Annotated in this window: 20 protein-coding genes and 1 pseudogene; 16 read left to right on the top strand and 5 right to left on the bottom strand. The window is 43.5% G+C overall.

Features of this window, described 5'->3' with window-relative positions; translation table 11 throughout:
• Positions 1-104: 104 nt before the first annotated feature.
• Positions 105-1,730 (top strand): IS66 family transposase, encoded by a 1,626-nt coding sequence (gene tnpC / locus EBB54_RS28960; protein WP_243127744.1) that lies wholly within the window; start codon positions 105-107, stop codon positions 1,728-1,730.
• Between the two features lie 64 nt (positions 1,731-1,794).
• On the opposite strand, the gene EBB54_RS28965 is transcribed toward tnpC, so the two are convergent.
• The 3 genes from EBB54_RS28965 to EBB54_RS28975 form a co-directional block, all read right to left on the bottom strand.
• Positions 1,795-2,070 (bottom strand): hypothetical protein, encoded by a 276-nt coding sequence (locus tag EBB54_RS28965; protein WP_193554397.1) that lies wholly within the window; start codon positions 2,068-2,070, stop codon positions 1,795-1,797.
• 74 nt (positions 2,071-2,144) lie between these two features.
• A complete protein-coding gene (locus EBB54_RS28970) occupies positions 2,145-4,151 on the bottom strand; it encodes an FtsX-like permease family protein (protein ID WP_125130286.1) in 2,007 nt (668 codons plus the stop codon).
• A 10-nt stretch (positions 4,152-4,161) separates the two neighbouring features.
• Positions 4,162-4,911: an ABC transporter ATP-binding protein gene (locus EBB54_RS28975; RefSeq protein WP_125130288.1), complete on the bottom strand. Its 750-nt coding sequence runs from the start codon at positions 4,909-4,911 to the stop codon at positions 4,162-4,164.
• Positions 4,912-5,528: 617 nt separating this feature from the next.
• On the opposite strand from EBB54_RS28975, the gene EBB54_RS28985 reads away from it, so the two are divergent.
• The 9 genes from EBB54_RS28985 to allB all read left to right on the top strand — a co-directional run bounded on the left by EBB54_RS28985 (position 5,529) and on the right by allB (position 16,351).
• Positions 5,529-6,206 (top strand): response regulator transcription factor, encoded by a 678-nt coding sequence (locus EBB54_RS28985; protein WP_125130290.1) that lies wholly within the window; start codon positions 5,529-5,531, stop codon positions 6,204-6,206.
• The gene (locus tag EBB54_RS28990; RefSeq protein WP_125130293.1) at positions 6,194-7,294 is read left to right on the top strand and encodes a HAMP domain-containing sensor histidine kinase; all 1,101 of its coding nucleotides are present in this window, start codon (positions 6,194-6,196) and stop codon (positions 7,292-7,294) included. Before EBB54_RS28985 ends, EBB54_RS28990 begins: the two co-directional genes overlap by 13 nt.
• 93 nt (positions 7,295-7,387) lie before the next feature.
• The gene (locus EBB54_RS28995; RefSeq protein WP_125130295.1) at positions 7,388-8,140 is read left to right on the top strand and encodes an ABC transporter ATP-binding protein; all 753 of its coding nucleotides are present in this window, start codon (positions 7,388-7,390) and stop codon (positions 8,138-8,140) included.
• Positions 8,137-10,188, top strand: coding sequence for an FtsX-like permease family protein (locus tag EBB54_RS29000; protein ID WP_125130297.1), 2,052 nt, complete (start codon positions 8,137-8,139; stop codon positions 10,186-10,188). Before EBB54_RS28995 ends, EBB54_RS29000 begins: the two co-directional genes overlap by 4 nt.
• Before the next feature lie 5 nt (positions 10,189-10,193).
• Positions 10,194-11,114 carry an ABC transporter ATP-binding protein gene (locus EBB54_RS29005; RefSeq protein WP_125130299.1) on the top strand — a complete coding sequence of 307 codons (921 nt, stop codon included), beginning with the start codon at positions 10,194-10,196 and terminating at the stop codon, positions 11,112-11,114.
• Positions 11,107-11,835, top strand: coding sequence for an ABC transporter permease (locus tag EBB54_RS29010; RefSeq protein ID WP_125130301.1), 729 nt, complete (start codon positions 11,107-11,109; stop codon positions 11,833-11,835). Before EBB54_RS29005 ends, EBB54_RS29010 begins: the two co-directional genes overlap by 8 nt.
• A gap of 414 nt (positions 11,836-12,249) precedes the next feature.
• Entirely contained in the window at positions 12,250-13,518 is a 1,269-nt protein-coding gene (locus EBB54_RS29015) for a Zn-dependent hydrolase (protein WP_125130303.1), read from the top strand.
• A gap of 26 nt (positions 13,519-13,544) precedes the next feature.
• Entirely contained in the window at positions 13,545-14,984 is a 1,440-nt protein-coding gene (locus EBB54_RS29020) for an amidohydrolase family protein (RefSeq protein WP_125130305.1), read from the top strand.
• A gap of 17 nt (positions 14,985-15,001) precedes the next feature.
• Entirely contained in the window at positions 15,002-16,351 is a 1,350-nt protein-coding gene (gene allB / locus EBB54_RS29025) for an allantoinase AllB (protein ID WP_125130307.1), read from the top strand.
• Between the two features lie 117 nt (positions 16,352-16,468).
• Here the strand turns inward: allB and EBB54_RS29030 are convergent, their stop codons facing one another.
• Positions 16,469-17,497, bottom strand: a complete 1,029-nt coding sequence (locus EBB54_RS29030; protein ID WP_004083110.1) for a LacI family DNA-binding transcriptional regulator — start codon at positions 17,495-17,497, stop codon at positions 16,469-16,471.
• Positions 17,498-17,690: 193 nt separating this feature from the next.
• Between EBB54_RS29030 and EBB54_RS29035 the strand changes: the two genes are divergently transcribed.
• The 6 genes and pseudogenes from EBB54_RS29035 to EBB54_RS29065 all read left to right on the top strand — a co-directional run bounded on the left by EBB54_RS29035 (position 17,691) and on the right by EBB54_RS29065 (position 22,142).
• Positions 17,691-18,443 carry an SDR family NAD(P)-dependent oxidoreductase gene (locus tag EBB54_RS29035; protein ID WP_125130309.1) on the top strand — a complete coding sequence of 251 codons (753 nt, stop codon included), beginning with the start codon at positions 17,691-17,693 and terminating at the stop codon, positions 18,441-18,443.
• Between the two features lie 16 nt (positions 18,444-18,459).
• Positions 18,460-19,812 (top strand): amino acid permease, encoded by a 1,353-nt coding sequence (locus tag EBB54_RS29040; protein WP_125130311.1) that lies wholly within the window; start codon positions 18,460-18,462, stop codon positions 19,810-19,812.
• Positions 19,813-19,827: 15 nt separating this feature from the next.
• On the top strand, positions 19,828-20,217 hold the full coding sequence (locus tag EBB54_RS29045) for a RidA family protein (protein ID WP_004083098.1): 390 nt from the start codon (positions 19,828-19,830) through the stop codon (positions 20,215-20,217).
• A 193-nt stretch (positions 20,218-20,410) separates the two neighbouring features.
• A pseudogene (locus EBB54_RS29055) lies at positions 20,411-20,851 on the top strand (nitroreductase family protein); the annotation flags it as partial.
• A 111-nt stretch (positions 20,852-20,962) separates the two neighbouring features.
• Entirely contained in the window at positions 20,963-21,313 is a 351-nt protein-coding gene (locus EBB54_RS29060) for a hypothetical protein (protein WP_125130317.1), read from the top strand.
• Between the two features lie 541 nt (positions 21,314-21,854).
• Positions 21,855-22,142: a CD3324 family protein gene (locus tag EBB54_RS29065; protein WP_125130319.1), complete on the top strand. Its 288-nt coding sequence runs from the start codon at positions 21,855-21,857 to the stop codon at positions 22,140-22,142.
• 75 nt (positions 22,143-22,217) lie between these two features.
• Here the strand turns inward: EBB54_RS29065 and EBB54_RS29070 are convergent, their stop codons facing one another.
• Positions 22,218-24,110, bottom strand: a complete 1,893-nt coding sequence (locus EBB54_RS29070; protein WP_125130321.1) for an acyltransferase family protein — start codon at positions 24,108-24,110, stop codon at positions 22,218-22,220.
• Positions 24,111-24,124 lie beyond the last annotated feature (14 nt).

Consider the following 24,124-nt stretch of genomic DNA (forward strand, 5'->3'; position numbering starts at 1 on the left):
TCCTTAAAAAATCAGCATTTTTCAGGTCAAAAAAAAGCCTGGAATGCTGATTTTTTCATAAAAAGATGTTAAAATGAAGGAAATGCGGGGAGGGAGGAAGAGCCATGCAGACAGCAGCACAACAGGAAGAAGTAACCAGACTGCGGGAACAGGTGGAATCTCTGAAAAAGATGCTGGGAGAACGGGATGCACAGATCGAAAGACAACGTATCCAGATCGAGAACCTGACCCAGGCAGTTTTGCATGCGCGTAAAAAGATGTATGGCCCATCCAGTGAGGCCACCCAGGTTACAGGACAGCTGAACCTGTTTCCGGAGCAGGAGCAGCTCCTGCAGGAACTGGCAAAACAACAGAAAGAGATCACAGTACCGGAGCATACACGGAAAGTACGTCAGGCAGGTGTGCGCTCAGAAATGCTCTCTTCTCTTGAAACAGAGATCGAACGCTGCGTAGTAAGTGAAGAAGAAACCTGCCCTGTATGCGGTGCACAACTGACAAAAGTAGGAGAAAAAGTAGTACGGACCGAAGTGGTATATGAACCAGCGAAGCTGAAAGTAAAACAGTATGTGCAGGAGATAAAAAAATGTACAAAATGCGGCAGCCAAGACAGTGAGAAGCTGTCCCCCACATTCGTAGCGGCCAGAGTCCCCAAAGGTTTGCTCCCACATTCGATCGCAAGTCCATCCCTGGTTGCAGGGATCCTATACCAGAAATATGATATGGGAATCCCCCTGGCAAGGCAGGAGCGGGACTGGTACCGCATTGGGCTTAGTATCTACCGTTCCACCATGTCGCATTGGGTGATCCGATGCAGTCAGGAATGGCTGGAGCCGATCTTCCTGAGGATGCACCAGGTCATCATGGAGACCTGCTCCGTATTGATGGGTGACGAAACCCGGATCCAATGCAACAAGGAACCGGGAAAGAAGGCCAGCAGCGAATCCTTCATGTGGGTGGTGCGGACCGGAAGCTTTGAAAAGATCCGCGCAGTGCTCTTCCACTATGCAAGGACCCGTTCCGGAGCAGAAGCAAAACGGCTGTATACCGGATTTGCTGGATATCTGGTAACAGATGCCTGCGACAGCTACGAAAAAGTAGAAGGAGTCAGCCGGGCTCTGTGCTGGTCGCATCTGCGTCGCTACTATATAGAGAGCATCCCGCTGGACTCTGCGGGAAAGGAGCTAAAGGGGAGCAAAGGAGCGGAGGCGCGAGAATGGTGCGACCAGCTTTTTAAAATCGAAAAAAAGATTCAGGGCCTAGAACCGCAGGAGCGGCTGGAGAAACGCAAAGAACTGAGCCAGCCGGTACTTGAGGCTTTTTGGTCATGGGTAGAAGAAACGAGCGAAAAATATACTGCCAACGAATCTTTGAAAAAGGCGCTGCAATACAGCCGGAACCAGAAAAAATATCTGAATACCTTCATGGAGGATGGAAGGCTTCCGATTTCGAATAATGAGTGCGAAGCCTGTATACGTCCCTTTGCAACCGGCCGTAAATCCTGGCTGTTTGCGGACACACCGGAAGGGGCGAGAGCCAGTGGGATTGTCTATTCACTGGTAGAATCATCGAAATTGAATCAATTGGATGTATTCCGATATCTGTCTTATCTGTTGGAAAAGATGCCGGAAATTGATTACCAGTATCAAAATGATCCAAGTATTTTGGATCCATATCTGCCATGGTCCAGGGAACTCCCGGAATACTGTAGAATTCAGAAAAAGATGAAATGATCTGTTATGGAAGTATTACCATAGCAGATCATTTTTTACAATACGGTTTCTTTTGCATCGCTTACTAAAAAACAATATCTGCTATAGTGTTGTCCGAAACGGAAAGGAGCATATACCAACCGTCTAATGCCAGCAGACCGCAAAACAAAGAGATAGCTTTATTATCTCTGATGTTGCAGGAACTCACATAAGTAGCGTCTATCAACATCAATGATGACAGGAGTAATGATACGATTTTGCTGATGCTGCACGGCATCTGAATGTTTATTTCCAGCCCCATATATATTATAAGCAGGGTAGAGTTTATAAAAAGCAAAAGCTTAGGATTAATGCGCTTCATATTTTTGCCCCCTTATCCATGCCTAAATTATATCATTTATCTGTGTGCATACAACTAAAATTTTCGCATAATCTTTATTTTCCCAAAACCATTTTACAGCAGGTATGGACAGTCATACAGTAATAAATCAGGTAAATAATTAGTGTCAGCGCAATAGCTAATATCGTAGGGGCGTATAAAACAATGCTGTTCGCCAAAAGGTTCTGCATAAGCGCTGTTTTATATACTAAGGTGGCAAAGATACAGTCTGCCAGCCCAAACAGGAACGGAATGCTAAAAAATGTAATTGCCTGTTTCCTGATGATTTTTTTTATCTTCCTGTTCGTATATCCCATTTTTGTAAGGATATCGTAATCGGATTTTGAATCGGCTATCGCCGAAATGTTATTAAAATACAGGATGCTTCCTGTTGCTATAAAGAATAATACCACAAGAAAGCCTATCAACAGGAAAGTAGAACTATTCAGGGAAACCACTTCGTGTATTCTGTGGGAATTGCCCTGCAGGTAAGGACTTTTATCCAAATATGCAGATAGAGCCTGAAACAGATCCTCGTTACCTGTTATGGAATTTCCATTTATACTTAAGACTTTTGTTTCGGGAGCAGCATGTTCAGATATCATTTTGTATAAACTGTCACTTACAATTAAAGTACCAACACTGTTCGCAAATGAAATAGGATTATCTAATGTGGTCATAGTCACAGTGACAGGTATTTCAGTATTGTTTATGAGCAGTGGATAAGTGCTGCCTGTTTCGTCCTTGCCGGAGGCCGGCTGGTATCTTACAAAAATACACTCATTGTTGTTTAGTGCTGTAAATTGCTCCAAAGCCTTTTGCCGCCCTTGTGCTTTCAGAATGGCAGTATAGTCAGAATATGAGATACATTCAAAACCTGCATTCCGAAGGATTTTTTCGTTGTCAGCATCTCCCTTGGAAGTTCCGACACTGTATTCCATGGGAAGCTGCCCGGCAGTAGAAGTAACTTTATAAATATCGGTCTGCAGAAATGTAATATCATCTCCGGATGAATCGTTATTTACGATCTCCATGATTGCGGACAGATCGTTCTCTTTTTCAATACGGCACTCTATTTCTGACGGCGCAATGCGGGATATTGCTGCAATCGGATAATACAGGGTTAGAGCCATAACACTTGAAACAGTCAGAGTTGCGGCTGACAGTAATGTGAGCATGATCAGCGTTTTTGAATTGGAGCGCATCCGGTATATAAAACCCGGTGAAGTGATGATTCTTGTTTCCGTATAAAATTTCTTCTTATTTTTCTTGCCAGTCTGTACCGCATAAGGGAGAAAAGATGCAATAAAAAGCACTGTCCCAAAAAGAATGAGAGTAAATGTAAGCATTCCAACAGCATAAAACCCGACTGAAAACCAGACAGATTTTTCGCCCCGTAGAATGTCAAGGGCAATACAGTATCCCAAAATGACAGAAACAAACCCGATTATGGAAGGAACGGCATGAAACTTTGTCTGCTTTTCCGCGCTTTTTTCAAACCGCACTAAATCCATCAGGGAAGATTTAAAAAGAAATCTGCTGTTGGACAGCGATAAAATGATAATAATGGCAAAAACAAAACATGCAGTCTTTACCATAGCATTCAGGTTAAAAAACGGAATCTCTGAATTGTTGATTGTCAAGCCCAGTAGTTTTGTAATGCCAAACACAATGCCTTTGTGAAACAGACCGCCCAAAAGGATTCCAATCACGAAAGCCCCGAAACAGGAGAGCAGATTTTCTGCTGTAAGCAGGGACAGTATCGTGGATTTCCGGTATCCTAATAATGCATAAATACCTAATTCCTTTGTACGTCGGCGCAGGAAGAAACGGTTTGAATATGACATATAAAAAATAACGAATGCCATAAGGAATATAGAAATCGTGTTGCACATGGTTTCTACCCGCCCGTCAACTGATATTTTTTCCAGCATGATTTTATTCATGGAAAACGAAGTGAAAGCAAAAAAAATAGTGATCACAAATGAAATGGATAATAAATAGAGGACATAAAAGGAAAAATTATTTTTTAGGTTCTTAAGTGCCATAGATAAATGATTCATGGGTACTGCCCTACCTTTCTGTGTCTAATTTTGCGGTTGTCTGTGCAATGGATTCATAGAATGCACGCCTGCCAGCATTTTGTTTCAATAATTCCTGAATGATGCAGCCATCTTTAAAAATCAGGATGCGGTCAGCAAAACTTGCGGCATAAGCATCGTGTGTGACCATTAGTATCGTAGTATGGAGTCTTTCGTTTGATTCCTTTAAAGTGTTCAGCAAATCTGTTGCGGAACTTGAATCCAATGCCCCAGTCGGTTCGTCCGCAAATAAAATGCTTGGACGTTTCACAATAGCCCTTAGAGCAGAAGCACGCTGCCTTTGCCCGCCTGAAAGTTCACTTGGATATTTATCTAACTGTGCGTCAATACCAAAGCTTTTCGCCAGGCTCCGTATCATGTTTTCTATTTTTTTAGGCGGGAGTTTCTGCAAAGTCAGTGGAACAGCGATATTCTCCAAAATTGTAAGGCTGTCTAACAGCAGATATTCCTGAAAAATAAAACCCAGATTATCCCTGCGGAAATCCGCTGCTTTGGAATCAGTCAGATTTTTAAGATGGATACCGTTTATTGTAATGCTGCCGCTCGAGGGTGTATCAATCGTAGAAAGAACATTAAGCAATGTGGTCTTTCCTGATCCGGAAGCCCCCATAATGGCGATAAATTCGCCGTCCGTTACGCTGAACGATACTTTATTAAGGCTTGGGTGCTGTGACTTCGCATAAATTTTTGTTACATTTTTCGCTTCCAATAATGCAGCCATTTCTTTTATTCTCCTTTGCTTTTTTGATGACAGTATTATAATTTGGGGGCTGTAAAAAAGAATGAGTAAATCACGCAGATTTTTTACGTGATTTACGTAAGCGATTCAAAACTTACCGTAGTGTATAAAATCTGATTTTCTGCTATACTGCTTTTAAAAGAACAGGAGGAAAAACAGACAGGCAGAATTTCCATAAAGGAAAAGCTGGCAGAGCCTGCCGGACAGGTCTTGGGGAAACTGGAAGTCATGAACGATGCGAAATTTGCAGGGGGCATTGGAAGCGGCAGAGTGATTAACGCAAATCTTTTATAGCATTATTCGCATAACGTGCTATAATTCTCTTAGTCAGATTAGAACGAGTAGGGATAGTCTGCGGTTGTCCTACTGGGGGAAATGATTTCAATAATCCAGCCGGGGGCGCCGCCACATCCGCGGTCAGATCGTTTGTTTTTGCTGTAGTAAGCGCCTTCCACATAAGGGGCTTCAATCGTGTCCGTGGGGATGTCGTCGAAGTAGAAGCCGGTACCGGCGCAGGCAATCTTTCCGAGGTGGGCCGAGAACTGTAACCACCTTTTTTTAGTTTGATTGCAGCCAAAGGCAAAGAAACGGAGATTTTTATGGAAAGATATAAGATTTTAATAGTTGATGATGAGCAGGGCATTGTCACTATGTTGAAGGATTATTTTCAATTTCATGGATATCTGGTAAATACAGCTATGAGTGGAACAGAAGCTCTTAAGGAAATCAATTCTAAACCTGATATTATTCTGCTTGATATAAATATGCCTGGCATGGATGGGCTTGAAGTATGCAGAACAATCAGAGATCATGTAGCATGCCCTATTATTTTTTTGACTGCAAGAATAGAAGAAATGGATGCAATTATTGGGTTTCAGTCAGGTGGAGATGATTATGTGGTAAAGCCCTTTAAGTTAGGCGAGTTAGGCGCAAGGGTAGAAGCGCATTTACGTCGTGAAAGCCGAGGGGGTTCTGGTTTTTCAGCAAAATTTTTTGAAAACCTTACCATAAATTATGACAAAAGGCAGGTGTCTTACCAAGACAAAGTGATACCGTTTACCAAAAAAGAATTTGATATTATTGAATTACTTACAAGGAATCCGGGACAGGTTTTTGATAAAGAAAGAATCTATGAAGTTATCTGGGGATATGATAGTGAGGGGAATAGTTCCATTATAGTAGAACATATGCGGAGGATTAGAAAAAAATTTATGGAGTATACGGAGAAAACTTATATTGAAACGGTCTGGGGGATAGGGTATAAATGGGAAAATTAAAAACAGTTTATAAAAATCTTTCTTTGAAAAAGGCTTTGACCATTACAATCGTGAGTTCTCTTTTTATCGCTTTTTTAGGGGCGATGACGATATTATTGGCAACACGTCCAAGCTATTATGCCATTGTAACAGAAAATCCAGAAAATCCGATTTTGCATTGGCATGATTTCCTTTCTATATCAATTACAGGTATTTATGTGGCTGTGGTAATTATTGCAGGTTCCTATTTTTTTTATAAGTTAAAACTTTCCGTTCCTTTAAAAGTATTAACGGAGGGAATAGAGCAGATAGCCGTAGATAATCTGGATTTTTCGATACAGTACGATTCAGAAGATGAATTAGGAACACTCTGTGGGTCTTTTGAACGGATGAAGAATGAATTGCAGAATAATTATAAGAAGATATGGCGAATGACAGAAGAACGCAGAAAACTCAATGCAGCCTTTGCACATGATCTACGTACACCGCTCACGGTATTGCAGGGATATACGGATTTTTTGGAAGAATATATCTTGTTTCCAGAAAAAGAAGATGCAAAACTTATGGAAACGAACCACATGATGGCATATTACATTAAGCGTTTGGAAGATTATGTCGGAGTTATGAACACAATCCAAAAATTAGAGGATACACCAGTGAAAATACAGACTGTACCAATAGATAGTTTTATGAGTATGTTAGATGACAACATAAAATTGACAGCTAAGGAATATGGGAAAGATATTTCCGTCACAAATGAAGCTGATCTACAAGAGGTTAGGGGGGATATTTCCTTGATTTTCAGAGTGTTAGAAAATGTTATGAGAAATGCCTGCCGATATTCTGAAAACAAAATTTTTGTGCATCTGTATGAGCAGAATCATTTGCTTTCTTTTGAAATGATCGATGATGGAGCAGGATTTAGTCCGAAAGCTCTGGAGCAAGCGCTAAATCCCTTTTATTCTTCCGGACAATCCGAATCCTCGCATTTAGGTCTTGGATTGAATATCTGTAAAATTCTATGTGAAAAACATGGTGGAGGCATTACGATCAGCAATACGCCGGATTCTGGTGCCAGAGTACAATTTTCATTTTTATTGGAAAAGTAGATACTTTTGTGATATTTTTCATTTACACTCTCCTTGTATTATTGAGGAGAGTCTTTATTTTCTCTGGAAAAATTTGTGAAGGAGTATCGGTATATGGAAAAAATATTATCTGTATCGGGATTGGAAAAATCCTATATTACAAAAGGGAATACCTATCCTGTACTAAAAGGTGTCAGCATGGAGGTAAGCAGAGGAGAGTTTGTGGCGGTCATGGGACCGTCCGGAAGTGGAAAAACGACACTGCTGAATATCGTGTCAGGTTTTTTATCAGCAGACAGCGGTAAAGTGAATGTGGGTTCAGTGGATATGCTTCATACGGATAAAGAAAAACAGGCTGAAATCCGTTCCGGTATATTAGGCTTTATCTTTCAGGATTTTATGCTGATAGATGGGTTGACAGTGCAGGAAAATATTTTTCTTTCACAGATTATCGCAAAAAAGCCTGCCGCAGATATGGAAAGAAAGACAAGAGAGCTGTTGTGCGCATTTGGCATTGAGGATATTTCTGATAAATATCCGGGCGAGCTTTCTGGCGGTCAAAAACAACGGGTGGCTATTGCAAGGGCTTTATCAAATGAGCCGTTGTTAATCTTAGCTGATGAGCCGACTGGCAATCTTGATTCAAAGTCAAGCAATGCTGTTATAGAAGCGTTTTTGTTTGCTAGGAAACAGTTGGGGGCTACAGTTTTGATGGTGACACATGATGCGATTGCTGCTTCTCATGCGGATCGTGTGATTGCTCTATCGGATGGGATGGTAGTAAGGGAATTGGTGCGTCAGAAAGAACAAAGGCAGTTTATGAATGATATTCTGGAATTTTTGAAAATTGTGGAGGTGGGACAATGACATTAAATGAAATTACCCGAAAGCTGATTTGTCAGAACAAAAGCCGATACATTCTTTTTGGACTGTCAATTTGCTTTGCAGTTGCCATGACCGGGGCTTATGGTGTCTTGCTTTTTAGCAAAGTTATAACCGATGTATTGATGACAGATGGATCGACTTACTTAATTTCACTTGGAATGTATGGAATTACACTGATCGGTATTATTGTTTTTCTTTTTTACGCTAATGCTATTTATATGCAGCTTCAAATGGGGGAGATTGGGGTATTCCTTTCCCTTGGTCTTTCACCAAAATCTGTTGGTAAAATGCAAAACCAGCAGCTTGACATCACATTTTTGATCGGAGGGGCTGCCGGTCTTGTTTTAGCTGTTCCGTTTTCTTTTGGCATATGGTCGCTGCTGTCTTTATTCATTTCCTATACGGATGGAGAATTTCGTGTGGGATGGGAAGGACTGCTGATTGCGGGAGGGTTATGGATATTGGTATGGGTTATCCTGCGTATCAGAAATGCAGTTCATATTGCAAGATTAGATGTGATTAGGATTCTGCGTTCATCATCTGAAGGAGAGGAAGTGAAAGCCTCCCACCCGGTTTTGGCTATTATAGGGCTGATAGCAGTTCCTTTGGGACTGATATTGTTTAATATTACTGCGGTTATCTATTGGTTGAAAAGTTTCTCCGTTTTCTTCCTTGGCGTTAGTGTGATTGGAATGTATATTCTGACGGCACAGATTACTTCTATAGGTAGAATTATAAAGTGTTTTTTTCCTAACGCATACCGAAAAGATATCTTGTTTTACAATCTTGTAAGGCAAAAAGGGAACCAATACACATTGTCCTTATTTGTTTCCTCACTGTTGATTACGCTTACGATATTTTCTATATGTTTTAATGGGGGTATGTTCTTGGAGCTTTATTATTTAATCAAGGAAGAACCATATGATTATGCTGTTTTAGCCGAGGAATCAGGAGAGAAGCTTGATGAAAGCAGGATATGCTCCTTTGCAGAAGAAAGCGGTATTTCTTTAAACGAATGGCATTCGTTGGATATGCTTCTGCTGGGACGGGAGCATCAGTATATGGATGTTTCAAGAAATGAGTGGGCATCGGAAATTGTTGTTAATGTGTCAGATTTTAATGCACTTTCCGGAATGAACCTGTCTGTTCCGGATGACGGATATATTTACTTTCAGGATTCTGATGATTCCATGTTTCAAACCTGCTCGGAAGATAGAGGACTGTTTTACAATCCATGTATAAAAGAAGACTTTACATTGCAAAAAATTAAGCTGGTCTCAAAGAGAAGTGTACTGAATGAAACCGCAAAGATAAATTCCTTTGCAGTCGTTAGTGATAATACTTTTTACAGAATAAGTGATACTTTGGATTCCTCATATAAAATGACCTATTATCTGTTTCATGGCAGCAATACTGAAAACAGCAGAGAATTTCAAAAGAGACTTCTGGCGGAGATTGTAGGAATAAACAGGGGGGAGATATTTGTTAGCTGGCAGAATCAGGTTATTAAAGATAAAATAAAGAATTATGAAGATATTTATATCCCTTATGATGGAAACGAATTGTATGCCGCCCGATGGTGGGAATTTTATCCTTATGCAAAACAGACGGAGCTTGATGTCCAGATGGAGGCAGGCGCAGTTTATCTGATCCTAATTTTCTTTATTGCCATTATTTCTTTTGTGTCAGCAACTATGATAATGGGATTGAAAATTGCAGGAACGATAATGCAGGATACTGAGAGCTACAAGAGGGCGATGTATCTTGGGCTAAAAGAAAATGACCTGAAAAAGATTATCCGGAAACAGATAGGGCTTATTTATTTTTTTCCTGTAATTTGCGGATGTGTCACAGCATCATTCATGATAAACCGTTTTATGGAAGCATCTTCTGCTACACGCATATTTGAAATAACGCTGGTCGCCATAGGATTATCGCTTATAGTATTCCTCATGCAGCTTATCATATTTTTCTTTCTTCAGAATAAATTGGTCGTTTCGACATCAAGGATAGTATATGAAGGCAGGTGACAGGATTGGAATATACGATACAGACTTATGAGTTATGCAAAAAATATGAGGGGTGTTCTGTTGTCCGGAATGTATCCATGCACATTCCGAAAGGACAGATATATGGGTTATTGGGCAGAAACGGGGCTGGTAAAACTACAATTATGAAAATGCTGCTTGGACTGGTGAAAAAAGATTCTGGCTCAGTGACATTATTTAATCAGGTGATGGCAGATTATCAGAGTGGGATTTATGCACGTATTGGAAGCACGATTGAATCCCCCGGCTTTTATTCAAATCTGACAGCGGTGGAAAACCTCTCAGTTTTTTCAAGATTAAGGGGAAAAGTGGATAGAAATAAGATACGCAAAGCACTCGGTGTCGTAGGACTTCCGTATCAGGATAAGAAGATATTCTCAAAGTATTCATTAGGAATGAAACAGCGGCTGGCAATCGCTAATGCAATCGTAAATGATCCTGAATTACTCATTTTTGACGAGCCGACAAATGGACTTGATCCTATTGGCATAGCAGAGATGCGGACACTTATACGGCGGTTGAGTCATGAGTGTGGGAAAACTATTTTAATATCCAGCCACCAGCTTTCGGAGATGGAGCAGATGGTGGACTGGATCGGAATTATCCATGAAGGCAGGATGTTGGAAGAATGTTCTTATCAACAGCTAGAGGAAAATAGACATTCTTATATACGATTAGTTGTGAAAGAACCAGAACAGGTATATGAGTACTTGAAAAAAAACCTTTCAATCGAAAATATTAAGAGACCAGAAGCATCTGTCATAGAGATTTATGATTTGAAATACGGCACTTTGGAATTAAACAGCAGACTCTTTGCTGCTGGTTTTGCAGTAGCTGAGATTTCTAAGTGCCAAAACAGTCTGGAAGATTATTTTAAGGAATTGACAGGAGGTGCTGGCATTGCATAATGCAGTTTGTTCTGAAATTATAAAATTCCGCAGGAATAAAATGGCATGGGTGGGAACTTTGATCATTGCTACAATTCCGCTTTTTATGATATGGAATCGTTTGGTTATTGACCCACAGAGAGAATATATGGAATGGTTGATGAGCGTACTCATGTTAAATACTCTCATATTACCTATCGTAAATGGATTTATAATCACTTCGAATATGCAAAGGGAATATCAGGACAGAACAATACGGAATGTCCTGACCGCTCCAGTATCGAGAGAAAAATTCCTGACAGCTAAATTAGTTGTGTGGTTTTTGTGGTATTTAATATCATTTTGTTTGTCTGAGGTGATAGTGATAGCAGGCTGTTATATCCTTTTTCCCGTTGAATTTACAACAAGGAATATGAGGTATGCTTTATCTTTATTTACCCAGAATAATTTCTTCTCTTTTATTGTGGGGATTCCTATTCTTTTGATATGCGTGAAACAGCAGGCATTGTTTTATCCGTCCATGCTTGCAACATTGGGAAGCGCAGTATTGCAGGCGGCAGGACTGCAAGTATCAGAAGAACTAATACTGCCAGCTTGTATATGCCCTTGGACGGCAGTATCCATTTCCGGTATGGTGGGTTGGGGAACGCAGTATTGGAGAATATGCACGATTACTATAACAGTTTGTGGGATAATCGGATTTATTGGAGCTTTAGTTTCTTTTAAAAGACAAGATCAATAAAAATGATAATATTGTTAATGTGATGTAAGATATCATATAGTAGTAGAAAAGCATATTTGCTTGCTGGCTATATTCCTTTTCGAGAGCATTATTCAATTTGTGCATGTGAGTGAAATGTCTGTGAATAGCAACCATAAAAACCATCTCTGTCAATGATAGTCCTGACTACCTCAAGTTATCGCCGATTCTGCCCCGGCATTCTTCTTTCAACTGTTCTGATATGTCTCAAAAGGCTTCAAAGCCCAGGAAAAGTTTCATTTTCTTATTGACGTGAAAACAGAACTAATATATAATTAAAACGTATTAATAATATATTGTTTGCTATTACGTTTAATTGTTTAATTTTACTGAAAAGATAAGTTTTATTTTTGTAAATCAAAAATGACTGGCGATCTTTGAAAAAGGAGGAATAAAATGGGCCGCTTAATTGATATCAATGGAGAGCGCTTATGGTCCCGTTTAAATCAGGTGGGCGCAGTTGGTACGGATGCGAGAGGTGGCATTAACCGCTTTGCATGGGAACCATCTTACAAAGAGGCAGTGAAAATGATGACAGGATGGATTGAGAAGGAGGGCTTAAGCTACCGTATAGATACGGTCGGAAATGTTTATGCGCGGTTAGAAGGAGAAGAGCCGGGTGAACAGACGGTACTGAGCGGTTCTCATTTTGATACCGTTCCCCAGGGGGGATATTTCGACGGTCTCGCAGGAGTAATGGGGGCACTGGAATCATTGGTTGCGATCAAAGAATCCGGGATTCCCCACAAGAGGCCGATAGAAATGGTGGCTTTTATCAATGAAGAAGCAAGTCAATTTCTCGGCGGTACGTTTGGCAGTAAGGCCATGTGCGGAATGCTCCCCCATGATTATGCATATCAACTCCGTCACAGACGGACAAATCAGCTCTTAAGTGATGCGATGAAAGAATATGGTTTTGGACTGGACCCGGATAATATTGAGGGGAGCATTATCAACCCGAAAGCATACTATGCATTTATTGAGATGCATATTGAGCAGGGGCGCTATCTGCTGGATAAGGACATTCCGTTATCTGTAGTACAGGCCGTTGCAGGAATCAAACAGTTTTACATAACGATCAACGGGGAAGCCGCGCATGCCGGGGGAATGGCCATGAAGGACCGTCATGATGCAATGGCGGCGGCAGCGGCGATCACAACAGAAGTGGAAAGGCTTGCCCATACAATCAGTGCTGATGCGCGCGGAACCGTTGGATACATAGAAACACATCCGGGAGAACATAATATTATAGCTGAAAAATGTATCATGCCGGTTGATTTTCGGGAGGCCGACCTGGAAAAATGGAAAAAAATGTATGATGATCTTATGCTGTTTACAGACCAGGAGTGTGAAAAAAGAGGATTGACCTGGTCTGTGCATTATACATGCAATCTGGAGCCGGCTCCCTGCAGGGAAGAACTCAGACAATTGATGGACAATACAGCGGATAAGTTAAATATAGTACATAATTCCATGATCAGCTTTCCGGCACATGATGCAATGAATATTTCCCGCATTATGCCGATGGGAATGATTTTTTTAAGAAGCTCTAACGGCGGAGTCAGCCATTGTCCTGAAGAGTTTACAACAAAGGAGGATATGGTAAAAGGAACCCGGCTGTTAGCAAATACGCTTTTGCAAATGGCTGCCGTAGATATTTTATGATTGATGGAACATAGGGAGTAAGTAAAATGGAGAATAAACTGGACATTTTATTTTTACATGCGATAGTGATTACGATGCGGGGAAATGGGGTTGGGATCATAGAAGACGGGGCGGTCGGCGTAAAAGGAACCAGGATTACGTTCGTCGGCAGCAGCGAAGAAGCTTCTGGCTATGTGGCTGAGCGGCTGATTGATGCTGCGAATCATAAAGTGATCATGCCGGGATTGATTGATGCACATATCCATTCAGGGGACGGACTGATCCGCGGAACAGCTCAGGATCTAAATCATTGGATGCAGCACGGGATCTGGCCATTTGAGCAGGCGCTGCGCCAGGATGAAGATGCGGTTATCAAAGGCTCGCTCATGAATATTATGGAAGCATTGAAAGCAGGAACTACCACATTCTGCGATTTTGATACACCAATGACTAAAATAGTAGAGAATCATGTCAAGCTGGGAACCAGAGCACGGGTAACGGAGCTGATCAGCGAACTTCCGAAAGAAAACAAGACGGCTATCGGTGAATTATATGAATTTGACCCGGCAGAAGGAAATGCAAAATTTGAAAGATGTAAGAAACTTTTTGACCGGTGGCATGGACAGGAGAATGGAAGAATCACGTGTATGTTCGGACCACAGGGAGCGGACATGCTTAGTAAGGAACTGCTTCTGGAAATAAAATCCGCAGCGGATCATCGGAAAACCGGAATCCACATGCATGTGTCCCAGGGCGACCGTGAGATTGACCAAATGATAAAAAGATATGGTATGCGTACAATTCCATTTTTAGAAGAAGTCGGTTATCTGGATGAACAATTGATGGCAGTGCATTTGACAGAGGCAACAGAGGAAGAGACCAGATTTCTGGCCGGCCGCGGCGCAGGAATGGTCCTGTGCAGCGGAAGCATCGCAATCATTGATGGAATTGTTCCGCCGGCCGCCGCTTTCCTGGAAGTCAGCGGTCGGCTGGCACTGGGATCAGATCAGGCCCCGGGCAATAATTGCAACAATATGTTTAACGAAATGAAGTTTACCGCAATACTGAATAAGTGTAAATTCGGAAATCCAAGCATTTTTCCTGCATGGAAAGTACTAAGAATGGCAACCATTGAAGCTGCCCGTGCAATCGGCCTCGGAGAGGAAACAGGTTCTATTGAGGTCGGAAAGAAAGCAGATATCATTATGGTTGACTTTACACAGCCATGTCTGGCGCCGATCATTCATTATCCGGTACGGAACATAGTTCCGAATCTGGTTTACTCAGCAAAAGGCAGTGAAGTTGAGATGGTTCTGGTGGATGGAAAGGTATTGATTGACGGCTTTAAAGTAGTATCCGTTGATGAAGGGAAGGTAGTCAGAGATGCGCAGGAGGCGGCATTCAGAGTAGCAAAAGCAGCGGAAGGACCATTTTCCAGGATTCCGGATACACCGCTGCGTGAAATGATGGAAAATGGGGAGTTGTAGGAGGTGTTTGGATATCAATGGATTTGATCATTTATAATGCCAATATTGTGACAGAAGAAAAAACAATTTCAGGATTTATTGGGATTGAAAACGGAAAATTTGCGGTTATCGGAGAGGGAAGACCTGAGATGGATGCAAAAGAAATGGAAGATGCCGGCGGTAATTATATTTTACCAGGAGCTATAGACACTCATCCGCATTTTTTTGATCCCGGGGCCGAATGGCGGGAAGACTTCAAACATGGAACAAGGGCGGCGGCAAGCGGCGGATTTACGACGGTTTTGGATATGCCTAATACGACTCCTCCGGTCAAGGACCGGAAAACATTCGAGCTGAAAATGCAGAGAGCAAAGGAAAATTCTCTGATTGATTTTGCTTTTTGGGGTTCGGCAATGCCGGACAATATCCATGAGTTTGAAGTATTAAAAGAATTAGGCTGCATAGCATTTAAGGCTTTTACAATTGATGCGGGGCCGAATTTCATGTGGTCGGACGAGTATGACCAGTTCAGAGAAATGGAAAAACTGGCTGAACTGGGATGTATATATGGAGCGCATGCCGAAAATCCCGGTATGGTAAAACGGTTTTCAGAAAAAAATATCAGCAGGGAATGGAGCCTGGAAGTCCACGATGCGGAGAGACCGTGGCAGGCGGAACTTACAGCGATTCACACACTGCTGCTGTATGCCGGATGTACGGGATGCAGGCTGCATATTTGTCATATGTCAATACCGGAGGGAGCCCGGCTTATAGCGGAAGCAAAGATGAAAGGCATCGATGTGACGGCAGAGACCTGCTCTCATTATCTTACACTGAATTATGAGGACCATGCAAAATACGGTACATTTGCAAGGATCAATCCTCCTCTTCGAAGCCGGGAACGTATGAACCGTCTTTGGGAATTTGTGCTGGATGGCACGATTGACTACTTGGGGACGGATCACGCCCCTTATCTGGAAGAGGAAAAGCTGTCTGGGGATGGGAATCTGAGGAACGCTATGTGCGGCGCGCCGGAAATTGATATAGCAATCCCTTTGTTGCTTGATGAAGGCGTAAAAAGAAGAAACATGTCATTGCAGAGGTTTGCTGCATTTACCGCTGCAAATGCGGCTAAGAGGTTTGGACTCTATCCGAAAAAAGGAGCAATTATGGTTGGCTCGGATGCCGATTTTTATATTGCCGATCTGAATGCCGGATGGATCTGCAGCAGAAAAAACACTTTTTCAAAGAGTAAAGTCTGCAAATTTGCACATGAAGGAAAAACATTGAGCTCCAGGATTGTAAGCACATATCTGCGAGGAAATGTAATCTTTGAAAACGGAAGAATAAAAAAAGAACCGGGATACGGACGATATATATCGGTATAGAAAAATTCGGTTTATATGGAGTTGTAAAAATGGCTGACGATATAGTAGGTGGTTCATGGAATGCTACCGCAATATATTGTCAGCCATTTTCCGACAGCCTGATAAGTGACCGAATGATTAAAGCGGCGCAGGCCCGGTTGATTCACCGATAATCAGTTTTGGCTCGCCGGATAGTTTTAACACATCGATACTGTTGTTATTTAGCAGCATATCAACGGCAAGCCTGCAGAGAGGTTCTGTACAGTATTCAACAGTTGTCAGTGTTGGATGGGCCATATGAGCCAGATAAGTATTATCAAAACCACAGATCGAAATATCCTCCGGGATACGGATACCGTCCATGTTAAGCGCTTTTGATAAAAGTCCAAATGATACCAAGTCATTTACACCGATAACGGCAGTGTTCCGCTTTTTTTTCAATATAGATTCCATAGCGGCAAATCCGGCGTTTGCCTCCAGATTATCGGAAGCAACGACGGGATTTGTAATGACTTCTAAAGCATCTTCACCCAGACCTGCATTCTGGACAGCGGCCTTGATTCCCTGCAGACGCATCTGCCGGGTCAATGAAACTGAGGTGACAGGACTCATTACATAGGCAATATTTTTATGTCCCAGCTGCAGTAAATGTTCTGTCAGAATCTTTCCGCATTGGAATCCATTCAGGCTGATGGTATTTATTGAAATATCCTCAGACTTTTCACTGATCAAAATAACCGGGATATTGTGAGAAATCCTGGTAATCTGCTTGACCCAGTTGGGTGTAAAGAGATAGATGATCCCATCTACCTGGTGTTCGACACATAAATCCAGATAAGATTTTTCTCGTTCTGCATTTCGATAGGTACAGCAAAGCATCACGTTATATCCAAGCTCAGCCGTATAATTTTCGATATATTGCATAAGCTTCTGATAAAATGGGTTGGCCATTGTAGGCAGAAAAATTCCCAGCAGTTTAGAGCGGCTTGTTTTTAACCCCTTTGCAAAGGAATTTGGTATGTAGTTCAGCTCTCTGGCCGCATCTAATACTTTCCGCCGTGTCTCATCGGATAAGGAGATGCCGGGGGTATTGTTTAAAACAAACGACACGGTAGTCTGTGAAACGCCGGCCAGCTTTGCTACGTCTTTGGAAGTTGCTCTCTTCATAAGGATACCTCATTACTAATATTTATTAATAATATTATACGTTCAGAGGTGTAAAATTTCAAGTTTTTTGCATTCTCTTTTTCAATAAAAAATTAATTTATTTCATTTTTCTATTGACATTCGCGTATATAAATAATAAAATTAAACAAACAATTAAAACGTATTAGTAAATAGATAAATAAAGGAGGAGAACATGAGATTAGAAAACTATGTGGCATTGATCACCGGAGGGGCGAGCGGAATTGGGGAAGCTACAGCGCGTTTGTTTGTTGAAAGAGGCGCGAAGGTTGTAATTGCGGATCTGGATGAGGAGAGAGGAAGGAAGATTGAAAGTGAACTGGCTCCAAACGCCGTATTCTGCAAAGTAGATGTGAGCAAGTCCGAACAGGTGGAAAAAATGTTCCGGATGACAGAGGAAAAATTTGGCGTTTTGGATGTCCTGTTCAACAATGCGGCATATTCGCTGAGCAAAACATTGTGGGATACGACGGAAGAGGACTGGGATCAGGTAATGACGGTGAATTTGAAAGGATATTTTTTATGCGCAAAATATGCGCTCCCACTATTGAAGAAAAGTTCCCATGGAGCGATTGTATGTACCGGAAGTGAACTGGGAATCGTAGGGTGTGTGGAGTCGCTTGCATACAATACATCCAAAGGCGGAATTATCCAGTTCGCGAAGAGCCTTGCACTGGAACTTGCACCGTTTGGTATCCGTGTTAACGCTGTGTGCCCGTCTGGTACAGAGACCCCGGCATTTGTAAAAGATATGTCGCGTTCCGGGGATTACGAAGGAGAATGCGCAAGGCTGATTGCAAGCTATCCGCTGCATCGATTGGGACAGCCGATTGATATTGCAAAAGCAGTTGCATTTTTAGCAAGTGAAGAGGCCTCATTTATCACGGGAACACATCTGATGGTTGATGGAGGATACACCGCACAATAGTTTAGGAGGAAAGAAAATGTCAAATACGGAAAAGAAACAGGGTGAATTAAAACGTAAATTAGGTGTCGGAGCGGCATTGGCAATTGCGGTCGGGACAACGGTTGGCTCAGGAATTTTTACTTCGCTTGCTGAAGTGGCAGGCGCATCCGGTTCGGCAGCTATGATGATTGCAAGCTTTATTATCGGCGGTTTGATAATGATTCCGCAGAATATGCTTTACGCAGAATTGTCGTCCGCATATCCAGAAGATGGGGGACAGTTTACATGGTTAAGGGAGGCGAATTGGAGACCTATCGCATTTTTGAATGGATGGCTGGCTTTTTGGGCAACAGATCCATGTACCTGCTCAGTTATGTCACTTTCTATTGCCAGTTATGTTGCCTTTTTTATTCCGTCGCTTCAGGGATTTCCGATTAAAATCATGGCAGTATGCATCATTCTGGCTTTTACATATCTGCACTATAGATCCGTAGAAGCAGGTGCAAAATTCCAGGAGCTTATCACAAGCCTGAAGATGCTTCCATTCTTTCTGCTGATCATCGTCGGACTGTTCTTTATGAATGGCTCCCAGTTGGCAGAACCTGCTATCGTTGGCGCGCCGGTCGGCATTGCGGCACTTTTGGCAGGCGTCTCCGCTACAACATGGTCTTATGACGGTGCAATCGGTGCATGCTATATGACAGGGGAGGTAAAAGACCCGTCAAAGACGATGCCGAAGGTTATGATTGGATGTATTGCGATCGTGATTTTACTATACGGAGGACTCTCGACGATAGCGGCAGGGCTGATACCGATCGGAGAGCTTGCAGCTACGGATACACCGATTGCGCTTGCATTTTCAGAAATTCCTATGATCGGAAAGGCAGCAGGCATCGTGACGGCGCTTCTGGCGATTCTTGTAATAACCGGCTCTATGTCCGGCGCAACAATGTATCAGCCGAGACTGGAATATGCGATGGCGAAAGACGGCTTATGGTACAGTCGTTTTGCAGAGGTTCATCCGGAATATAACACGCCTTCCTTTGCACTCGGCGCGCAGGCGGTATACGCTATTTTGCTGGTATTCCTGTCAGGAATCAATGATCTTCTTGGATACTTTACCGTAATCTGCCTTGTGAAAAACATGCTGGTATTCTGTACGATGTTTGTACACCGCAGTAAAGCGTCCTATAATCCGGGATGGAAATGTCCTGCGTGGAAGATTATGACGATCATAGCCATTTTTGCAAATGGAATCCTTTTGGTTTCCACGTTCCTCTGGGCGCCGGGAGCATCCTTGATCGCAGGTGTTGTTGCTCTCATAACAGGACTTCCGGCATACTATTATTTTGAACACAAAAATAAGAAAAAGCAGGCACAGGCCAGATAGGGGGAGGAAACGATTTTGAAAAAGGAATTGATTTCAACAGATCGGGCTGCACAGCCGGGAGGATGGTATTCCCAGGGGTTTCAAGTCGGAGATTTTGTTTTTACAGCCGGAATAACGGGAACAGATCCGGAAACCGGGAAGCTGGTTGGTCCGGACGATATCCAGGCTCAGACACATCAGATTATGAAGAACATGAAGGCGATCCTGGAAGCTGCCGGAACCGATCTGGAGCATGTATTCAAAACACTGGTATTTGTTGCCGATATCGATCAGTTTTCAATTTTCAACGAAACCTATAAGCAGTATTTTCCGGAAAATCCCCCTGCACGCTCTACGATGCAGGTTGGAAAATTTAATGGAGGAATGGCGATCGAGATTGAAGCGATCGCGGTAATAGAAAAGTAAATATATTTATAATATTAAGAAAAAGGGATGGTGCCTCTACGTATATTTATGTCACCATCCCTTTTTATCCGAGATTTCATTCACAGATTCTTTCCCGGCACATCTCCCTTTCCCCGCCCCGTCCAGATAGTCCGCCCCCCACGCGCACATAGCCTCCAGCACGGGAATCACGCTTTCTCCAAAGGAAGTCAGGGAACAGATCCTGGAGGCCGCGCATGTGGCTCCGACGGCGGCAAACCTGCAGCCCGTCCGCCTGCTTGTGGTTCAAAGTGACGAGGGGCTTGCCAAGATAGGAACGGCAGCCAATATCTACGGTGCGCCGTTGGCAATCATTGTATGCGCCGACCACAAAAAGGCGTGGGTGCGCCCCTTTGATCAGAAACAGACCTGCGATATCGACGCCTCCATTCTGACAGACCATATGATGCTGCAGGCCGCGGAGCTGGGGCTTGGAAGCGTGTGGATCTGCTATTTCAAACCGGATGTCCTGAAAAAAGCATTCGATCTGCCGGACCATCTGGAACCGGTCAACATTTTGGCAGTCGGTTATTCCAATGAGGAAGCCGCCGCTGCAGACCGCTTTGACAAAACACGGATTCCGGTGGAACAACTGGTCTCCTATGAAAAACTGTAAAGCCGCAGACTCATATTTTTCGGACATGATTATTTTTCCAAATCTAGGACTTTTTTGCGATAATATGGTATGATATAAAGAAAAAGCAGAAAGAATGGAGGAGAAATACAAATGATTCAGAAAATTGCCATCGTACCCTATGTAACGTATGGGAGACTTGCCCAGGCCGGATATGACGGTCACCTGAATGTGTTCAAAAAGAAGAGAAGCGCTGTGCTGAAAGAAAATCTGGAAGCTGCGATATCGGAGGAGAAGTGGAACATAGAGGTGATCGTGGATGTAAACCATGGAGACCTGCAGGGGCTGCAGCGTGAAGGTGTGGATTTATTTCTCATTCCGGAAGGAGCCGCAACCTATGCGGATTATGAGAACATCGACAAAAAGATGTGCTTCAAGCTGAATCAAGACGAATATGAAAACGGAACGGTCGGCCGGATCATAGAGTATATCAGAAACTTTTGATCTGTGATACATAAAATAGTTCCTGTTTTCACGGCACATTTTTAATTTTAAAGAAATATGTTCTGTGTTTTTCCGGGCGGCATGATACAATAGAAGAGTGGGAGATCAGGTACCCACGTATCATTCAAGGAAGGAGTGATTCTTGATGAAGGGGGAAAAAACAAATTTTCCGGCCCGGAAATACACAGCAGGTTTTCCATAGGAGCGCCGTCAGCACCTATTACCGATTCAGACGGATACCTTGTGAAAGGGCCGAATGGCCATGATTGGGTACCTTTAGGTATGACGTCTGGTACAACAAAAAAGAAAGGAATGCAGGATTGCTGATATCTGCCTGTCGTTATGGACTCTTTCGGCAGCAGGCTGCAGATTCGCCTGGGGCCCGCTGCCAAGTTTGAGAATAACATCAGTTATGAATGACCGATTAACTGAGCCGGATGATTCAATCCGTGCATAAGGCAAAATGAAATGAAAATATTGTTGTTTCCGGTTTCGCGGGTGCTTTTTTCGGGGGCGCTCAAGAAGATCAGGGGGGCATATTATGGATTACATACGTGCGGCTGAGATCCTGCCGCAGGAATTGATCGAACAATTGCAGCAATATGCAGACGGCGCCGTGATCTATATTCCGAAAAAGGAGGAGGAGAAGAAAGCCTGGGGCGAGCAGACAACCACGAAGAAAGAACTTGCGCGGAGAAATGCGGAAATATATGCGGATTCCCTGACCGGGAAGCCCATCAAAGAACTGGCAGAAACATATTTCCTTGCGGAAAAGAGTATCCAGCGGATCATTCGCCAGGAAAAGCGCAAATCGGAAAAACACCGTTGACCTGCCGTATATTGCAGCACACATATGTCAGACATCAGGTCAAAACACATGAGGGGCGGTATTCTCACCGTCCCTCTATTGATTTCGATATACCTCGGCTGCCGCTTCTTTGATCCCATTGACGTAAGCCTGACAGCCCTCATAAGTCAGATGAATCCCGTCTCCGGCAAAATATTCTCCGTGCCCTTCGCTGATCTTGTACCAGTCCACCAGATATGTATTTTCCCTGGCCTTTGTAAATGCATAGATTTCCTCATTGTTCGGTCCCTCCCAACTGACGTAAGGCACCCGGACCGTGACGAGGAACAGGGGCCTGTCCGGGCCGAGCATGTCACGCAGCGTATCCAGGGAATGATAAAGTAGCCCGTTGGCGCCCAGGGCGAAGATCACGCCGTCCCCGTTCCAGCCGTGTACATTTACATAGGTATCATAGATGCCGATGATCTCCGTCGTCTGACGCCCTACAGCCACATCGCTGATACTGCTGGGAAAAGCCGAGTAAAATTCATCCGTAGCGCCCATGGCGACGGAGTCCCCGATCAGCAGCAGGCGCAGCCCGCTTAAAAGTTCCTCATCCGCCAAGGCTGTCTCCACGCCGGCCTGGGCCGGATTCGGTTTTGCGGATTCCTTCCATTCCAGTGTTTTACGCCTTGCGATCTCTTTCGCTTTTTCCTCCTGCTGTTCCAGTTCTTCGATATGCTCCAATGCATTTTCACGGGGAACAAAAAGGATGCAGAGCAGGACGCCTGCTGCGATTACAAAAGCTGCGGACACCGCTCGTATGCTTCTTTTCAGCGTCCGGATCTGCTTTCGGCGTTCCCGTTTCGTCTCAGGTTCGCCGCGGATCACAGCAATGCTTTTCCCTATGATCCCATGGCGGATCGGAGTCTCGATAAAGCGGTATGACAAAGCGGACAGCAGGATTGTCAGCAGGATTTCCAAAATGCTGACCCACAAGGGGGCTTTCTTACCGCCGCTGATTAGAAGTATCACCGGATAATGCCACAGATAGATGCCATAGGAGCGGTCGCTGATCCATTTTAATGGGGCTGCGCTCAGAAGCCGGCTCAGGATGCCGTCCGTATTCAGAAGCGAACCGATCACCAGGACCGTGCAGACAGAGACGAGCCCCTGTCCGCCCCGGTACAGGAAGCTGCTGTATCCGTCCGTCCGGGCCGTCATATAGAGAATCACCAGAAGCCCGGCGATTCCCGCGGCATCACGGAACAGACAGGAGGCTGGCGTTCTCTTCTGCTTTCTTTTTGCAGAGCCGTCCCCTGCGGCAAATGCCAGAAAAGCTCCGAACAACAGGGAAAACACCCTGGTGTCGGTTCCGTAATATACCCGGCTGGGGTCATGGGAGGGATCAAACAGAACCCACATGGCGCCCATGGAAAGTATGGCCAGAAGGAGCGTTGTGCAGGCGGATCGTTTCCTCCAGTCCGGAAATTTTGCAAAAAAAATAAGCAGAAGCGGGTACACCAGATAAAACTGGGCTTCTACGGATAAAGACCAGCAGTGTGTAAGCGGTGACGGCATGCCTGCATTTTCAAAATAAGAGACATTTCTGAAGATCTGATGCCAGTTATTGTAGCAAAAAATCGCGGACAGCAGATCAGAACAGGTTTTTGTAAAAAGAACCCTGTTCCAGACGGCGCCCGCAAAGATCAAAAAGCTCACCATGACCAGGACCGCAGGCAGCAGTCTCCGGATTCGGCGGACCCAAAATTTTTTCAGATCAATTGTGCGGGTGCTTCCGAGCTCCGACACCAGTATCCGTGTGATTAAAAATCCCGAGATTACAAAAAATACAGTGACGCCGAGCAGCCCGCCCTTTGCAAATGGGAACTGCAGGTGATACGCAAGCACCATCAAAACCGCAATTGCCCGCAGACCGTCAATACCGGTGATGTATTGGCCCTGCTTACTGTAACTCTTCTTATCCGTTCTCATTTGTTCACCATCCACAGCATATGACCCCC

The sequence above is a fragment of the Schaedlerella arabinosiphila genome (assembly GCF_003885045.1).
GTDB lineage: Bacteria > Bacillota > Clostridia > Lachnospirales > Lachnospiraceae > Schaedlerella > Schaedlerella arabinosiphila.

Excerpts from the sequence above, each read along its gene's own strand:
- tnpC (WP_243127744.1), top strand. The coding sequence starts at position 105 with ATGCAGACAGCAGCACAACAGGAAGAAGTAACCAGACTGCGGGAACAG.
- EBB54_RS28965 (WP_193554397.1), bottom strand. The coding sequence starts at position 2,070 with ATGAAGCGCATTAATCCTAAGCTTTTGCTTTTTATAAACTCTACCCTG.
- EBB54_RS28970 (WP_125130286.1), bottom strand. The coding sequence starts at position 4,151 with ATGAATCATTTATCTATGGCACTTAAGAACCTAAAAAATAATTTTTCC.
- EBB54_RS28975 (WP_125130288.1), bottom strand. The coding sequence starts at position 4,911 with ATGGCTGCATTATTGGAAGCGAAAAATGTAACAAAAATTTATGCGAAG.
- EBB54_RS28985 (WP_125130290.1), top strand. The coding sequence starts at position 5,529 with ATGGAAAGATATAAGATTTTAATAGTTGATGATGAGCAGGGCATTGTC.
- EBB54_RS28990 (WP_125130293.1), top strand. The coding sequence starts at position 6,194 with ATGGGAAAATTAAAAACAGTTTATAAAAATCTTTCTTTGAAAAAGGCT.
- EBB54_RS28995 (WP_125130295.1), top strand. The coding sequence starts at position 7,388 with ATGGAAAAAATATTATCTGTATCGGGATTGGAAAAATCCTATATTACA.
- EBB54_RS29000 (WP_125130297.1), top strand. The coding sequence starts at position 8,137 with ATGACATTAAATGAAATTACCCGAAAGCTGATTTGTCAGAACAAAAGC.
- EBB54_RS29015 (WP_125130303.1), top strand. The coding sequence starts at position 12,250 with ATGGGCCGCTTAATTGATATCAATGGAGAGCGCTTATGGTCCCGTTTA.
- EBB54_RS29020 (WP_125130305.1), top strand. The coding sequence starts at position 13,545 with ATGGAGAATAAACTGGACATTTTATTTTTACATGCGATAGTGATTACG.
- allB (WP_125130307.1), top strand. The coding sequence starts at position 15,002 with ATGGATTTGATCATTTATAATGCCAATATTGTGACAGAAGAAAAAACA.
- EBB54_RS29030 (WP_004083110.1), bottom strand. The coding sequence starts at position 17,497 with ATGAAGAGAGCAACTTCCAAAGACGTAGCAAAGCTGGCCGGCGTTTCA.
- EBB54_RS29035 (WP_125130309.1), top strand. The coding sequence starts at position 17,691 with ATGAGATTAGAAAACTATGTGGCATTGATCACCGGAGGGGCGAGCGGA.
- EBB54_RS29040 (WP_125130311.1), top strand. The coding sequence starts at position 18,460 with ATGTCAAATACGGAAAAGAAACAGGGTGAATTAAAACGTAAATTAGGT.
- EBB54_RS29060 (WP_125130317.1), top strand. The coding sequence starts at position 20,963 with ATGATTCAGAAAATTGCCATCGTACCCTATGTAACGTATGGGAGACTT.
- EBB54_RS29065 (WP_125130319.1), top strand. The coding sequence starts at position 21,855 with ATGGATTACATACGTGCGGCTGAGATCCTGCCGCAGGAATTGATCGAA.